Here is a 15,183-nt window from a genome sequence, read left to right on the forward strand (position 1 = left end):
TCTGTTGATCCTTCTCCTGATGCAGGTGGATCCTGCGTCTGCGCAAGATGCAGCCCTTTCCATAGGGAGCGATGGATCGCTAACGGCGCGCAGCATTCAAATATTTCTATTGATTACGGTACTCAGCCTGGCGCCGGGTATCGCGATCATGGTGACATGTTTCCCGTTCATTGTGACGGTGCTCTCGATTTTGCGACAAGCCATAGGTCTGCAGCAGTCTCCGCCCAACATGATGATGGTTTCGCTGGCCATGTTCCTTACATATTATGTAATGGAGCCAGTCTTCATGCAGGCTTGGACGACGGGTGTGCAACCGTTGCTTGACGAGTTGATAGACATAGAAACTGCGTTTCAGCGGACGACAGAGCCTTTCCGCCTGTTTATGTCCTCTCGTTTGGATCCTGACACGTTTCTGCACTTGGCGGCTTTGCGGCCAGACACTGCGGAACTTGCACCCGGACCGGATGCACCTCTTTCTGTTCTTGTGCCGAGCTTCATGCTCTCAGAAATTGCCAGGGCTTTTCAGATTGGGTTCTTGATCTTTTTGCCTTTCCTGATCATCGATCTGGTGGTTGCAGCGGTGTTGATGTCAATGGGCATGATGATGGTGCCTCCAGCTATCGTGTCTTTGCCGTTCAAGCTGAGCTTTTTTGTAATCGCTGATGGGTGGAGTTTGATCGCAGGCAGTCTAGTTCGGAGCTATTTCTAACGCTGAAGCTTGCATGTATCGCTTTTGTCTTTGAAGCGGTGCATGCTATTTGGAATATGGCGTGAAAAGAAAATTCGGTAGCGAGCCTCATGAACTTTAAGGCAACTTTGTTGGCGCTGTTGGCCTTTGCGCTGTTTTCCACGCACGATGTGGTGGCGAAGCTTTTGGGGGCTACTTATTCGCCGTTCCAAATCGTGTTCTTTGCGTCGCTGTTCTCATTTCCGCTGGTCACAATCATGCTCGTGCGTGATCCCACGCAAGGCAATTTACGTCCCGTGCATCCCTGGTGGGTGGCGTTGCGATCCCTTTGCGTTGTTGTCGCACCGGTTGCAGGATTTTATGCTTTCACGCGCCTACCGCTGGCGCAGGTGTATGCAATTCTGTTTTCGTCTCCTTTGCTGATTACGTTGATCTCGATTCCGATTCTGAAAGAGAAAGTCGGGCTTTGGCGAATGTTGGCGGTTGTATTGGGTCTTGGTGGCGTATTGATTGTTGTGAGGCCCGGGGCAACGGAACTCAATTTGGGTCATGCCGCAGCAATCATCACCGCGCTGAGCACTGCGTTCCAGTCCGTGATTGTTCGAAAAATCGGCCGTGAAGAACGCCGTGTGGTGCTGATGCTCTACCCCCTTCTTGGCAGTGTGGCCTTGATGTCTGTGGCACTTACATTTGTTTATCAACCTATGCAGTTGATCGATCTCGGTGGTATGGCATTTGTCTCTCTATTTGGGTTTTGCGCGACGCTTTTGCTTGTCTATGCCTATACGATCGGCGAAGCGGCGCTGGTGGCGCCGATGCAATATTCACAAATCATTTGGGCAGTGATTTTTGGAATGCTGTTTTTTGGTGAGTCACCTGATCTGCCGACGATGCTTGGTGCTGCGATCATTGTCGCCAGTGGTCTCTTCATTATCGCGCGTGAGGCGGTGGGAGGCACCTCTGAACAAACTCCCGTTCTGCGTACACGCTCGCGTGGTATTTCACCCAGCAGCATGCGGGTCAGTCTCGCATTGAAGCGGTCTGACAACCCGCGGTCTTGATAAGTCTAAGGGGCCTTGCCAAAAATTTGCGTAACCACTATCCCGCGCCGCACGGTCGGAGTGTAGCTCAGCCTGGTAGAGCACTGTCTTCGGGAGGCAGGGGTCGGAGGTTCGAATCCTCTCACTCCGACCAGACTGAGAGATCTTTGAGATTGCTGCGCGCTCTTTCAGTAGACGGGCAATACTGGAGGTCTCGTCGAGCGATTTGCCATTGTACATCTTGAGAATCTCGGTATAAGCCCTCGTCATACATGCGCGTGCAGCCCGCTTAGGCTTGATCTGATTCTCGATAGAGATAGGCCCGTTCGGTCGTCGCACGCACTAGAAACGCACCGATACACAAAGGGTAAAAGATCATGGCAAATTCACCCCAAGCCAAGAAGCGCGCTCGTCAGAATGAACGTCGTCTCGAAGTCAACAAAGCGCGCCGCTCGCGCATTCGTACTTTCTTGCGCAAAGTAGAAGAAGCAATCGAATCTGGCGACAAAGAAGCAGCTGTCGCAGCTCTTCGCGCCGCTCAGCCAGAATTGATGCGTGGTGTGAGCAAAGGCGTTTATCACAAGAACACCGCTTCCCGTAAAATGTCTCGTTTGGCATCTCGCGTGAAAGCTCTGGCATAAGTCAGTGTTTATAGTACTAGGAAAAAACGCCGCTGTTTTAGCGGCGTTTTTTTGTGTGATAGTCAGCTGTACGCAAAGCTGAGCAACGCAATACCCAGCAGGATGCGATAGACAACATACGGTGTGAAACTGATGGCGCGCAGCAGGCGCATCATCAGGATTAATGCGACCAGAGCTGCAAAAAATGAGAATACGGCAGCGATCGCGCCGTCGCGCAGGATCGTGATGTCCGATTGAGTTGCAACGTCGATGGACAGTAGTGCTCCGCTTGCAAGAATTGTGGGTATCGACATCAGCATCGCAAGCTTGGCTGCGTCTGTACGGGCATAGCCAAGGCGTCTTGCGCCAGTGATTGTAATGCCTGAGCGGGATGTTCCGGGGATCAGGGCAATCGCTTGCCACATCCCGAGTTTCCAAGCGTCTGTCAAATTCCAGTCTTTGTCGGTTTTGGCCTGACCACTGTAACGATCTGCCCACCAGAGGACCAACCCAAAGAGTATCATAGTCCATCCGATCACACTGATGGAGCGCATCATTTCGTTAAGTCCACTGACCTTCAACAAAAGTCCCGCAATAATCACGGGGACTGTTGCGACAATGAGTAAGAATGCAAGCTGCGATCCTTCAGTGTCGATTTGACCTGTTGCAAGCCGTGGAAGTCCCACCACCGCACTACGAACATCCTTCCAGAAGTAAATGACCACGGCGCCCAGCGTTCCCACGTGCGCAGCCACGTCTATAGCCAGTCCTTGGTCTGGAAGTGGTGTGACCTTGGAAAGGAGAATCAGGTGTCCTGATGAGCTAACTGGAAGAAATTCAGTTATGCCTTGAATGATTGCCACCAAAAATATGTGAAAAAGTGCCATAATCTGCACAACCTCGCTCTAATCAATGGAGGTATAAAGGCCCAATGAATCAAGGGGAACATAGAATTTAGTCTCATATCGGACTTTATTTTTGAAGATTTTACACGCCGCGCACTTCAAAAGGTCAAAAAAACGAAATAAAGGTCAGCTGTTATGACTTTTATGCCGTGTGGAAATTATTTACATAGCGGGGACTCAAAAATTGGGAGGCAGCTGGCATGGCCAAGCAACCTATGTTGAAATTTGTAACTGTTGAACGCGACATGCCGGAGAAGCGTGACGCGACTGTGCGTAAGGACGACTTCAACGAAATTTATGCGGAATTCGCGAAGGCGAAAGCAGAAGAGCAGGCAAGTCGGTGCAGCCAGTGTGGTGTGCCGTACTGTCAAAGCCACTGCCCGCTGCACAACAATATTCCCGATTGGCTGAACCTGACGGCGACGGGTCGTCTCAAGGAAGCCTACGCTGTTAGTCAGGCCACGAACACTTTCCCAGAGATCTGTGGCCGTATTTGCCCGCAGGACCGTCTGTGTGAGGGCAATTGTGTGATTGAGCAGTCCGGCCATGGCACAGTGACCATCGGCTCTGTTGAAAAATACATCACGGATACGGCTTGGGAAAACGGCTGGGTGGACGCGCTGGCGCCAAGCGAAGAGCGTGGCGAGAGCGTGGGTATCATCGGCGCGGGCCCCGGTGGCCTGGCAGCGGCTGATCGTCTGCGCCGCGCAGGGTTTCAGGTCACCATCTATGACCGCTATGACCGCGCAGGCGGCCTGCTGACCTACGGCATTCCGGGCTTCAAACTGGAAAAAGACGTGGTGATGCGCCGCAACCAGTTGCTGGAAGATGGCGGTGTCACTTTCAAGCTGAACTGCAATGTGGGTGAGGACATTTCGTTCCAAGAGATCCGTGATGCGCATGACGCTGTGATCATTGCAACAGGCGTCTACAAAAGCCGTGATTTGCAAGGCCCCGGCGCCGGTGCAGAGGGTATCGTGAAAGCGATTGACTACCTCACCGCCTCCAACCGACTGAACTTTGGCGACACCGTGCCTGAGATCGAGAGCGGTGAGCTGAATGCAGAGGGCAAAAAGGTTGTGGTGATCGGCGGTGGCGACACCGCGATGGACTGTGTGCGCACGGCGATCCGTCAGGGTGCCGAGAGCGTGAAATGTCTCTATCGCCGCGACAAAGCGAATATGCCGGGCTCTCAGCGGGAAACACAGAACGCCGAAGAAGAAGGCGTGGAATTTGTCTGGCTGTCGGCGCCGAAAGGCTTCACGGGCTCTGACAAAGTTGATGGCGTAATGGTGCAGAAAATGCGCCTTGGTCAGCCGGATGCCTCTGGCCGTCAAAGCCCTGAGGTGATCGAAGGCGCAGACTATGTGGAAGAGGCCGATCTGGTCATCAAGGCGCTGGGCTTTGAACCGGAAGACCTGCCGACCCTTTGGGGTCAGCCAGAGCTGGAAGTGACTCGCTGGGGCACTGTGAAAGCACAGTTCACCACGGGTGCCACTGATCTGGATGGGGTTTACGCGGTGGGCGATATCGTGCGCGGTGCAAGCCTTGTGGTCTGGGCGATCAAGGATGGACGGGATTGCGCAGATGCGATCATCGAACGCTTTGGCGACCAGCAGGCCGTAGCTGCCGAATAATCGTTAACGCCGCTGACATTCGGTGAAAAACCGAATGTCGGTATCGCGTCGGCCCTGCGTCGGTATCGCGACGGTGCGAAAAACGGCAGAAAAAAGTTAATAAGACAGTCGCGCTGACTATTTGGTGCCCCGCACCTGAAGCGCAAACCGCCGGAAGAAGGTTACGACTTTCGCCTGACAAGGAAAACCGGTGCGAAATATGGAGACAGCCAATGACCAAATTTGATCAGAACTGGGTCAGAGCCGAGGAAGCCAAGCGCGAGTGGATGGCCGAAAATGGCCTCTACTCTGAGCAGGAGGAGCACTCCTCCTGTGGTGTGGGGCTTGTGGTGTCCATCGACGGCAAGCCAAGCCGCAAAGTTGTGGAAGCGGGCATCACCGCATTGAAAGCGATCTGGCACCGCGGTGCTGTTGATGCGGATGGCAAGACCGGAGATGGCGCGGGTATTCACGTGCAGATCCCTGTGCCTTTCTTTTACGACCAGATCGAACGCACGGGCCATGAGCCAAATAAAGACGAACTGATCGCGGTTGGTCAGGTCTTCCTGCCACGGACGGATTTCGGCGCGCAGGAGCACTGCCGGACCATCGTGGAAACCGAAGTTCTGAAAATGGGCTATCGCATCTATGGCTGGCGTCACGTGCCGGTGGATGTGACCTGTCTTGGCGAAAAGGCAAATGCCACCCGCCCAGAGATTGAGCAGATCCTGATCTCCAACTCCAAAGGTGTGGACGAAGACACCTTTGAACGCGAGCTTTACGTGATCCGCCGTCGCATCGAAAAAGCGGCATTGGCGGCCAATATTGGTGAGCTGTATATCGCGTCGCTGTCCTGCCGCTCGATCATCTACAAAGGCATGATGCTGGCGGAACAGGTGGCGGTGTTTTACCCCGACCTGATGGATGAGCGTTTTGAAAGTGCCTTTGCACTTTATCACCAGCGCTATTCCACCAACACCTTCCCGCAGTGGTGGCTGGCACAGCCGTTCCGCATGCTCGCGCACAACGGTGAGATTAACACGCTGAAAGGCAACCTGAACTGGATGAAGAGCCATGAAATCCGCATGGCCTCTGACAGCTTTGGGGATTACGCCGAAGACATCAAACCGATTGTGCCGGGTGGGGCCTCTGACTCTGCGGCACTGGATGGTGTGTTTGAGGTGCTGGTGCGTGCAGGCCGTTCTGCGCCCATGGCGAAAACCATGCTGGTGCCGGAAAGCTGGTCCAAGCAGGCGGTGGAGCTGCCGCAGGCATGGCGCGACATGTATTCCTATTGCAACTCTGTGATGGAGCCATGGGATGGCCCCGCCGCGCTGGCGATGACCGATGGTCGCTGGGTTTGTGCCGGTCTGGACCGCAACGGCCTGCGCCCGATGCGCTATGTTGTGACGGGTGATGGCCTGCTGATTTCTGGTTCTGAGGCCGGCATGGTGCCGATTGATGAAGCCACCGTGGTGGAAAAGGGTGCGCTTGGTCCGGGTCAGCTTCTGGCTGTGGATATGAAAGAGGGCAAGCTTTACCACGACACGGAGATCAAGGACAAATTGGCCAATGCGCGCCCCTATGGCGAGTGGGTTGGCAAGATCCGTGATCTGTCAGGAGAGCTGGATGCGGTGACTGAAACCGCGACTTTCACTGGCGAAGAGCTGCGTGCGCGTCAGATCGCGGCGGGCTTCTCCATGGAAGAGATCGAGCAGATCCTCGCGCCGATGGCTGAGGATGGCAAAGAGGCGCTGGCCTCTATGGGCGATGACACGCCGTCTGCGGTTCTGTCCAACATGTACCGTCCGCTGAGCCATTTCTTCCGCCAGAACTTCTCTCAGGTGACCAACCCGCCGATCGACAGCCTGCGCGAATACCGCGTGATGAGCCTGAAGACCCGGTTTGGCAATCTGAAGAACGTGCTGGATGAAGACGGCAGCCAGACCGAAATCGCTGTGCTCGACAGCCCGTTTGTGGCCAATGCGCAGTTTGCGCGGTTGCTTGAGGCGTTTGATGACACGGTGGTGCGCATCGATTGTACCTTTGATGCTGGCGCGGATTCCCGTGCGCTGCAGGTGGGGCTTGAGCGCATCCGCGCAGAGGCCGAAGACGCGGTGCGTTCCGGTGCGGGCCACATTGTGCTGTCTGATGAGGCGCAGGGTGCCGACAAGGTTGCCATGCCGATGATCCTCGCCACCAGCGCGGTGCACAGCCATTTGACCCGCAAGGGCCTGCGGACCTTCTGCTCGCTGAACGTGCGCTCCGCTGAATGTATCGACCCGCATTACTTTGCGGTGCTGATCGGTGCAGGTGCGACGGTGGTGAACGCCTACTTGGCAGAAGACACGCTGGCGGATCGCATTGAGCGTGGTCTGGCAGATGGCACGCTGACCGAGAATGTCGCGCGCTATCGTGAGGCGATTGATCAGGGCCTTCTGAAGATCATGGCGAAGATGGGGATCTCGGTGATTTCCTCCTATCGCGGTGGTCTGAACTTTGAAGCGGTGGGTCTGTCCCGTGCCATGTGTGCGGAATATTTCCCCGGCATGACCAGCCGGATTTCCGGCATCGGTGTGAGCGGCATTCAGAAGAAAATCGAAGAAGTGCACGCCAAGGGCTTCCTCTCTGGTGTTGATGTGCTGCCGATTGGTGGTTTCTACAAGGCGCGGAAATCTGGCGAGACCCATGCCTGGGGCGCGCAGAGCATGCATATGATGCAGGCAGCCTGTAACCGCGCGTCTTATCAGCTGTGGAAGCAGTACTCCGCAAAGATGCAGGCGAACCCGCCGATCCACCTGCGCGATCTGCTCGACATCAAGGCGATTGGCAAGCCTGTGCCGATTGAAGAGGTCGAAAGCATCACCGCGATCCGCAAGCGTTTTGTGACGCCGGGCATGTCGCTGGGGGCGCTGAGCCCTGAGGCGCATAAGACGCTGAACGTGGCGATGAACCGGATTGGCGCGAAGTCTGACTCCGGTGAGGGCGGCGAAGATCCGGCGCATTTTGTGCCAGAGCCAAATGGCGACAACCCCTCTGCGAAGATCAAGCAGGTGGCTTCTGGCCGGTTTGGTGTGACCGCAGAGTATCTGAACCAGTGTGAAGAGCTGGAGATCAAGGTGGCGCAGGGTGCAAAGCCCGGTGAAGGCGGCCAGCTGCCGGGGATGAAGGTCACCGACCTGATCGCCCGCCTGCGCCACTCCACCAAAGGCGTGACGCTGATCTCCCCGCCGCCGCACCATGATATCTATTCCATCGAAGATCTGGCGCAGCTGATCTATGACCTCAAGCAGATCAACCCGCGCTGTAAGGTGACGGTGAAGCTGGTGGCTTCGTCCGGTGTGGGCACAATTGCGGCTGGTGTGGCGAAGGCGAAGGCCGACATCATCCTGATCTCGGGCCACAATGGCGGCACGGGTGCGAGCCCGGCGACCTCGATCAAACACGCGGGTCTGCCGTGGGAGATGGGTCTGACCGAGGCGCATCAGGTGCTGGCGATGAACAACCTGCGCGAGCGGGTGACGCTGCGGACCGATGGTGGTCTGCGCACGGGGCGTGACATCGTGATGGCGGCGATGATGGGGGCTGAAGAATACGGCATCGGCACCGCGGCACTGATCGCGATGGGCTGTATCATGGTGCGTCAGTGCCAGTCCAACACCTGCCCGGTTGGGGTTTGTACACAGGATGAAAGCCTGCGTGCGAAATACACCGGCTCTGCGGACAAGGTTGTGAACCTGATCACCTTCTACGCCACCGAAGTGCGGGAAATCCTCGCCTCGATCGGTGCGCGCAGCCTGGATGAGGTCATTGGCCGTGCTGACCTGCTGGCGCAGGTGAGCCGTGGCTCTGCACATCTTGACGATCTTGATCTCAACCCGCTGCTGATCACTGTCGATGGCGCGCATGACATCGTCTACAACCGCGACAAAGACCGCAACTACGTGCCTGACACGCTGGATGCGGAGATCGTGCGGGATGCGGCGCGCTTCCTTGAGGAAGGCGAGAAGATGCAGCTGTCCTATGCGGTGCAGAACACGCACCGGACCGTGGGCACACGCACCTCTAGCCACATCGTGCGCAACTTCGGCATGCGTAACACGCTGCAGGAAGACCACCTGACCGTGAAGCTCACTGGCTCTGCGGGGCAGTCTCTGGGCGCCTTTGCGGCACCGGGCCTGAAGATCGAAGTGTCCGGCGATGCCAACGACTATGTGGGCAAAGGTCTGTCGGGTGGCACCGTGGTGGTGCGCCCGCCAATGGCGAGCCCGCTGACAGCGGCCGACAACACCATCATCGGCAACACCGTGCTTTATGGCGCGACCGACGGGCACCTGTTTGCCGCGGGCCGCGCAGGCGAGCGCTTTGCGGTGCGCAACTCCGGTGCGAAAGTGGTGGTCGAGGGCTGTGGCGCCTGTGGGTGTGAATACATGACCGGCGGCGTGGCCGTGATCCTTGGGGAGATCGGCGCAAACTTCGGCGCAGGCATGACCGGCGGCATGGCCTATCTCTATGATCCGGAGGGCAAAGCCGAGGATGTCATGAACATGGAAACGCTGGTGACCTGCCCGGTGACGGTGCAGCACTGGGAAGATCAGCTGAAAGGTTTGATTGAACGCCATGTGGCCGAGACCGGCAGCGCCAAAGCGCGTGACATCCTGCAACACTGGGATGTGGAAAAAGCCAACTTCCTGCAGGTCTGCCCGAAAGAGATGCTGGTGCATATCCCGCATCCTCTGAGCGCGGAAAGCACTGCGGTTCCAGCGGAATAATTCTGGAACAGCGACAAAAAAACACCCCCGCTGGCGTTGGCTGGCGGGGGTTTTTGTTTTATGCGGCGCGCGTGTCCCGCCGTGCCGTAGTTTTCCCTTTGAAACTGGTGCCGAAATTGTGTGTGTAAAACCTGATCTAAGAAGCATTTACCCTTGTCGGGTTAAGTATTTTTTAGCCTTATCCCTTAAATTAACGAAGTTGGGATAGCCGCTGGCCGTTACCTGAATTTGAAAGAGTACCTCATATGTCGTCGAGTTTGTTCAGTGCTTGGAAAGAAATCCTTGAAATTCAGAACCACTTTCTGAAGGAGGCGCAATCTGGCCAGTCTCTGGACGTTTTGCTGAGCACGCTTACTGATCGTTTGGACGCGCTGCACGATCACCACGCCGTCAGTATTATGTTGAAAGGCGAGGGAAACGAGCTGTTTTTTGGCGCAGGATCGCGGCTTAGTCCGGACTATATCAGTCTGATAAATCCCCTGCCGATTGGTGCGAATACCGGGTCCTGTGGCACAGCGGCATTTCTGAAAGAACAGATCATTGTCGACAACATTTTGACCCACCCTTTATGGGCAGAGTATCGCGAATTGCAGCCCATTTGTGGATATATGGCCTGTTGGTCGCAACCTATGCTGTCCCAAGATAACAGCCTGCTGGGGACATTTGCCGTTTACTTCAAGGAGCCCCGTGCGCCGAGTGAACTGGAAACCGATATTATTGAATCATTGGGCAACACGGTTGGCTTTATTCTGGAGCGTAAAAAGTTCGAAGAAGATTTGAAGTCTGCGAATGCTTCACTGGCCAAACAAGTTGAAACGCGCACGGCGGAATTGCAGTTGCAAAAGGAAAAAGCCGAAGACGCCAACACGCTAAAGACGCGCTTTCTGGCGGCCATGAGCCATGAACTTCGGACACCGCTGAATGGCATCATTGGCACGGCGCATCTGCTTTCCAATACAAGTTTGAGCACAGATCAGCGGGAGCTGAATGAGATGTGTTCGAACTCGGCGCAATTGTTGCTGACACTGGTGAACGATTTGCTTGATCTGTCCTCTATCGAGAGCGGCCAGCTGAAGCCAAATTCAGAGGTGGGCAATCTGAAGGAACATTTGAAAGAAACCTGTAAGCTGTTCCAGGTGTCAGAAAAGGGCGCAGATGTTCCAATCAATCTGACTGTTTCTGATGATGTTTCTGACGGCTACCTTCTGGATTTCATGCGGGTGAAGCAGATCATTTTCAATTTGGTTGGCAATGCCGTCAAATTCACCTCTGAAGGCAGTATTGAGGTCCGTGTCTCTGAAACGTCTTCGCCGGCAGCGCAGCCTGTCCTACGCTTTGAAATCAAAGACAGCGGAATCGGTATTGCACGCGAACACCACGAGGCGATTTTCGAGCTGTTTCGACAGGCGGATGCGTCGACAACCAGAAGATTTGGCGGAACCGGGCTGGGTCTTGCCATATGCAAGCGTTTGGTCGAGGCCATGGGGGGGCAAATCGGGGTGGAAAGCGCGCTCGGTGAGGGCGCCGTTTTCTGGTTTGAGATCCCGGCCATCCGCTGCGAAGAAAGCGTGCATGGCGCAGAGGGTGTCACCTATGGTGCGGCAGATGGCACTTTGCGTGCAAAGCGGCGGGTTCTTTTGGTGGAAGATTCTGCGGTGAACCGGACGATTGCGCAGAAATTTTTGCAATCGTTGAACTGTGATGTTGATACAGCCAGCAATGGGCAAGAGGGGGTAGATCGTATCAGCGCCGAAGCCTACGATCTGGTCTTTATGGATTGCATGATGCCGGAAATGGATGGCTATACAGCGACCCAGATCATTCGTGAACGCGAAGGACGTGATCCTGCATCCCGATCTTTGCCAATCATCGCGTTGACAGCGAATGCAATGAATGGCGACCAGGAAAAATGTCTCAGCTGGGGGATGACAGACTATCTGTCAAAGCCATTTGATGTGAAGTCGCTGGAGGCGATGATCCACAAATACGGGTGATCGCCCGATGGCGGCGGATCGTGCGTTCAGATATCTGCTTGTTCCCACCAAATTTTTAACCTGATCCCGGTAGACTGAGCCTCTCTTTTTCGCGTGAACAGAATGTTGCGCCACTCTTTGATCTGGAGGTGACGTGTCTTGAAACGATGGGCTGTTCTTTGTGCGGTGCTTTCGATTGTTGCGGCTGGGCAAAGCCACGCGCAGCAATGTGGATTTGCGCGGTGTTGGGGCGCTGTTGGTGTTGGCCCTGATGGTGCGCGGGGGTATGCTCATGGGCAATATTCCGAAGCCTTGGCGCAGAGGCAGGTGCAGGCGATCTGTGACGACAATTGCGACACGGTGCAGACCTTTTACAATGGGTGTGGAGCCATGGCGCAGGGCCCAAGCGGGCAATGGGGCTTTGGGGAAAGCTACTCGCGCATTGAAGCACAGGATGTGGCCCTGGCCTTTTGTGAGGGCTATGGCGCGAGCTGTGAAGTGCGGGCTTGGGCGTGCTCGCCTTAGGCGGTGATTTGCATGCGCGTCTTGCCAGAGCAGCGGCGAAGCTCTAGTCCCTATGCGCAAAGAGCGCGGCAGGGCGATGGCCAAGACAAAGAGCAAAAAGAAAACAGCCGGGGCGGTGCAACGCCAGTGGACACGTTTGCGGACTTGGCTGCGGCGGGTTGCGCTGTGGGGCGTGGTGCTGGTTGTGTTGTCGGTGCTGCTTTATGCGGTGGTGAACCCGCCGATCACCTGGACCATGGTGGGAGAGAAGCGGCGGCTTGGCTCGATTGATCGGCAATGGGTGCCGATTGAGCAGGTGGCACCTGTGATGCAGCGTTCTGTGGTTGCAGCGGAGGATGCGAATTTCTGTCTGCACTGGGGGTTTGACATGCGAGCGATCCGCAGTGCGATTGCCGAAGGCGCTGGGCGCGGGGCGAGCACGCTGAGCCAGCAGACCGTCAAAAATGTCTATTTCTGGCAGGGGCGTAATTGGCTGCGCAAATCCCTGGAGGCGCTGATGACGCCTTTGGTGGAGATGGTCTGGTCGAAACGGCGCATTCTGGAGGTCTATCTGAATGTGGTGGAGTTCGATGAGGGGGTGTTTGGCGTTGAGGCGGCGGCGCGACACTATTTTGGTGTGGGGCCTGAGGAGTTGACGGCGGTGCAGGCGGCGCGATTGGCGGCGGTGTTGCCCAATCCCAAGGCGCGGTCTGCCAGCAAGCCAACAGCCCGGCTGCGCAAGCGGTCGGCGGCGATCTTGGATGGGGCGGCAACGATACGCGCGGATGGGCGCGATGCGTGTTTTGCGGATTGAAAAATCTGACCTCGCAGGGCATTGAGGATCAAACCCCACACTGCATTCAAGAAAACTGTGATTTTGCCGATGAATCGTCTGTTCCATGTTCCGCTCTCTCCGTTCTGCCGCAAGGTGCGCCTGTGCATGGGCGAAAAGCGGCTTGAGGTGGAGCTGGTGGAAGAGCGCTATTGGGAGCAGGATCCGGATTTTCTGCGCCGCAATCCAGCCGCGAAAGTGCCGGTGCTGAAGATGGACGGCAAGATGATGGCCGACAGCGGGGCGATCTGTGAGTATCTGGAAGAGAAGTACCCAGAGCCTGCGCTGATGCCTAAGGATGCAGATGGGCGCTATGAGGTGCGCCGTCTGGTGGCGTGGTTTGATGACAAGTTTCACCACGAGGTCACCTCAAAGCTGCTGTATGAGCGGGTCAATCGCAAGCTGATGGGCACGGGCTATCCGGACAGCACCAATGTGAAGGCCGGGGCGAAGGCGATCAAATATCACCTCGACTATATGCACTGGCTGCTGGATCATCGCCGCTGGCTGGCGGGCGATATGATGACGATGGCGGATTTTGCCGCTGCTGCGCATCTGAGCGCGCTGGACTATATTTCGGATGTGGATTGGAACCGCTCAGCGGTGGTGAAAGACTGGTATGCGACGATCAAGTCGCGCCCGGCCTTCCGCGCCATTCTGGCCGATCAGGTGCCGGGGTTCCCGCCACCCGCGCATTACGCTGATTTGGATTTCTGATCCTTAAGATCGGTTTGCAAACCAGCGCATAAGTGCGCAGGCAAAGTCACCCCGCAGCGCGCAATCTGTTGACGCCCTGCTGTGACAACGCCTGAACGAGAAGATCAGTTGAGACGTCTTGCACGCTGACTTGCGCGCGTAGTGCAAGTGCGGCGGCGGTGCCGGTTGCCTGTCCCATGACCATGCACTGCGGCATGCCACGCACGGATGCAAATGCCACTGGGTCTGCAGAGAGAATGCGCCCGGCAAACATCAGGTTGGTGATTTTTTCAGGCAGCAGCGACCGGAAAGGGATCGTGTAGAACTGGCCAGCCTCAATTGCTGCGTGGTGGGTCATGTCGCCCTCTGCGCGCATCACATCGTCGACAGGGTTGTCACAGGCCACAACGCCATCGTCAAATTTGGTTGCGCGTGCAAGGTCTTCGCCCGTCAGGCGGTAGACCCCTTGCAGTTTGCGCGTTTCACGCACCCCAACGGTGGGCGACAACATTGCCATATGTGCGTTTTCAAATCCGGGCACGTCGCTTTGCAAAAATTTTGCCAGTTGGTGGCAGCGCCTGCGCCCTTCTTGCGTGGCCGCAGCAACGGCGGCGGGGGCGGTGCCATCCACGCCCCGCACATGGACGGAGTTGCAGAAAACCGTGCCGTCATGAAAGCCCGGCATCAGGTAGAGTTTCGCCAGATCTGGATGTAGGCGACCCTCCGCGATGCCTTTCTCAGCATATTTTTGAAAATAGGGATCGGGGTCTGCAAAGGCGCGGGCTGCATCCACATTCATCATGAAGAAAGAGATCGTCACTGCCATCATGTTTCCAGACGCGTCCCCCAAAGTGTAGGGCACACCGGCCTTCGCTGAGATATCGCCGTCACCTGAGCAGTCGATCACAATTTTCGGATGGACCACGAAAGGCCCGTTTCTGTCACAGCAGGCAACCGTGACAATCCTGCCGCCTTCCATTTCCGGCGCGATGGCGATTGCGCCCAATCTGACACGTACGCCTGCCTCTTCGAGCATTTCAAACATGGTGACGGTGGCAATGTCATGGTCGTAAATGATTTCAGGACCGAAATTTTCCAAAGCGCAGGGTCGTTTTTCGGCGGCGGGTGGATCCATGGACGTCAGCCGATCTGTCAGCTCCTCAATCAGGCCCCCTACGATGCGATCCATCGGATAGGCCCCGCCCCAAGGCATTCCCGGGCAGAACGCCATCACACCGCCCACTTTGGAACTCGCTTCCAGAAGTGTCACCTGCAAACCGGCCCGCGCCGCAGCGATTGCGGCACCAAAACCAGCGGTGCCCCCGCCGATAACAAGGACGTCGGTGTGATCCGTTTGTTGATCCATTCAGTCTGCTCCGTGGTCTTCTTGGGGCTGCCTTAGAGGGGCAAGAGACCCCTCAGTTGGTCGGCAGTCAAGAGCAAAGCCCAGAAGGAGGAGCCTGCATCTGTTTTTGCCGTTGAGGGCATTGGCCTTGTTTCTATTGGCTTGCGCGCTGAGCGAAGGTAGAGGGGAGCT

General features: G+C 56.2%; 11 protein-coding genes and 1 tRNA gene. 10 read left to right on the forward strand and 2 right to left on the reverse strand.

The window, feature by feature from the left end; translation table 11 throughout:
* Positions 1-19 precede the first annotated feature (19 nt).
* The 4 genes from fliP to rpsT all read left to right on the forward strand — a co-directional run bounded on the left by fliP (position 20) and on the right by rpsT (position 2,369).
* Complete coding sequence (gene fliP / locus J7413_RS09570) at positions 20-709, forward strand: flagellar type III secretion system pore protein FliP (RefSeq protein ID WP_247743455.1); 690 nt, start codon at positions 20-22, stop codon at positions 707-709.
* A gap of 89 nt (positions 710-798) precedes the next feature.
* The gene (locus tag J7413_RS09575; RefSeq protein ID WP_209097856.1) at positions 799-1,749 is read left to right on the forward strand and encodes a DMT family transporter; all 951 of its coding nucleotides are present in this window, start codon (positions 799-801) and stop codon (positions 1,747-1,749) included.
* Positions 1,750-1,805: 56 nt separating this feature from the next.
* Positions 1,806-1,882, forward strand: a tRNA-Pro gene (locus J7413_RS09580).
* Positions 1,883-2,105: 223 nt separating this feature from the next.
* Positions 2,106-2,369 (forward strand): 30S ribosomal protein S20, encoded by a 264-nt coding sequence (gene rpsT, locus J7413_RS09585; RefSeq protein WP_209097857.1) that lies wholly within the window; start codon positions 2,106-2,108, stop codon positions 2,367-2,369.
* A 62-nt stretch (positions 2,370-2,431) separates the two neighbouring features.
* Here rpsT and J7413_RS09590 read toward each other — a convergent pair whose 3' ends face one another.
* Positions 2,432-3,235 carry an undecaprenyl-diphosphate phosphatase gene (locus J7413_RS09590; RefSeq protein ID WP_209097858.1) on the reverse strand — a complete coding sequence of 268 codons (804 nt, stop codon included), beginning with the start codon at positions 3,233-3,235 and terminating at the stop codon, positions 2,432-2,434.
* 218 nt (positions 3,236-3,453) lie between these two features.
* Here J7413_RS09590 and J7413_RS09595 point away from each other — a divergent pair, with 218 nt between their 5' ends.
* From J7413_RS09595 to J7413_RS09620, 6 genes are all read left to right on the forward strand, one after another.
* Positions 3,454-4,890 (forward strand): NAD(P)-dependent oxidoreductase, encoded by a 1,437-nt coding sequence (locus J7413_RS09595; RefSeq protein WP_209097859.1) that lies wholly within the window; start codon positions 3,454-3,456, stop codon positions 4,888-4,890.
* Between the two features lie 212 nt (positions 4,891-5,102).
* Complete coding sequence (gene gltB, locus J7413_RS09600; RefSeq protein WP_209097860.1) at positions 5,103-9,641, forward strand: glutamate synthase large subunit; 4,539 nt, start codon at positions 5,103-5,105, stop codon at positions 9,639-9,641.
* Between the two features lie 245 nt (positions 9,642-9,886).
* On the forward strand, positions 9,887-11,635 hold the full coding sequence (locus J7413_RS09605; RefSeq protein ID WP_209097861.1) for an ATP-binding protein: 1,749 nt from the start codon (positions 9,887-9,889) through the stop codon (positions 11,633-11,635).
* Between the two features lie 138 nt (positions 11,636-11,773).
* Positions 11,774-12,139: a DUF4189 domain-containing protein gene (locus J7413_RS09610; protein WP_209097862.1), complete on the forward strand. Its 366-nt coding sequence runs from the start codon at positions 11,774-11,776 to the stop codon at positions 12,137-12,139.
* A gap of 76 nt (positions 12,140-12,215) precedes the next feature.
* On the forward strand, positions 12,216-12,932 hold the full coding sequence (gene mtgA / locus J7413_RS09615; protein ID WP_209097863.1) for a monofunctional biosynthetic peptidoglycan transglycosylase: 717 nt from the start codon (positions 12,216-12,218) through the stop codon (positions 12,930-12,932).
* A gap of 69 nt (positions 12,933-13,001) precedes the next feature.
* Positions 13,002-13,667, forward strand: coding sequence for a glutathione S-transferase family protein (locus tag J7413_RS09620; protein WP_209097864.1), 666 nt, complete (start codon positions 13,002-13,004; stop codon positions 13,665-13,667).
* Positions 13,668-13,713: 46 nt separating this feature from the next.
* Here the strand turns inward: J7413_RS09620 and J7413_RS09625 are convergent, their stop codons facing one another.
* Positions 13,714-15,012, reverse strand: a complete 1,299-nt coding sequence (locus tag J7413_RS09625; protein WP_209097865.1) for an FAD-dependent oxidoreductase — start codon at positions 15,010-15,012, stop codon at positions 13,714-13,716.
* Positions 15,013-15,183 lie beyond the last annotated feature (171 nt).

The organism is Shimia sp. R10_1 (genome assembly GCF_017744095.1).
Taxonomy (GTDB): Bacteria; Pseudomonadota; Alphaproteobacteria; order Rhodobacterales; family Rhodobacteraceae; genus Shimia.

What these genes read in the sequence shown, in the direction of transcription:
- fliP (WP_247743455.1), top strand. Translation starts at nt 20, where the DNA reads ATGCAGGTGGATCCTGCGTCTGCGCAAGATGCAGCCCTTTCCATAGGG.
- J7413_RS09575 (WP_209097856.1), top strand. Translation starts at nt 799, where the DNA reads ATGAACTTTAAGGCAACTTTGTTGGCGCTGTTGGCCTTTGCGCTGTTT.
- rpsT (WP_209097857.1), top strand. Translation starts at nt 2,106, where the DNA reads ATGGCAAATTCACCCCAAGCCAAGAAGCGCGCTCGTCAGAATGAACGT.
- J7413_RS09590 (WP_209097858.1), bottom strand. Translation starts at nt 3,235, where the DNA reads ATGGCACTTTTTCACATATTTTTGGTGGCAATCATTCAAGGCATAACT.
- J7413_RS09595 (WP_209097859.1), top strand. Translation starts at nt 3,454, where the DNA reads ATGGCCAAGCAACCTATGTTGAAATTTGTAACTGTTGAACGCGACATG.
- gltB (WP_209097860.1), top strand. Translation starts at nt 5,103, where the DNA reads ATGACCAAATTTGATCAGAACTGGGTCAGAGCCGAGGAAGCCAAGCGC.
- J7413_RS09605 (WP_209097861.1), top strand. Translation starts at nt 9,887, where the DNA reads ATGTCGTCGAGTTTGTTCAGTGCTTGGAAAGAAATCCTTGAAATTCAG.
- mtgA (WP_209097863.1), top strand. Translation starts at nt 12,216, where the DNA reads ATGGCCAAGACAAAGAGCAAAAAGAAAACAGCCGGGGCGGTGCAACGC.
- J7413_RS09620 (WP_209097864.1), top strand. Translation starts at nt 13,002, where the DNA reads ATGAATCGTCTGTTCCATGTTCCGCTCTCTCCGTTCTGCCGCAAGGTG.
- J7413_RS09625 (WP_209097865.1), bottom strand. Translation starts at nt 15,012, where the DNA reads ATGGATCAACAAACGGATCACACCGACGTCCTTGTTATCGGCGGGGGC.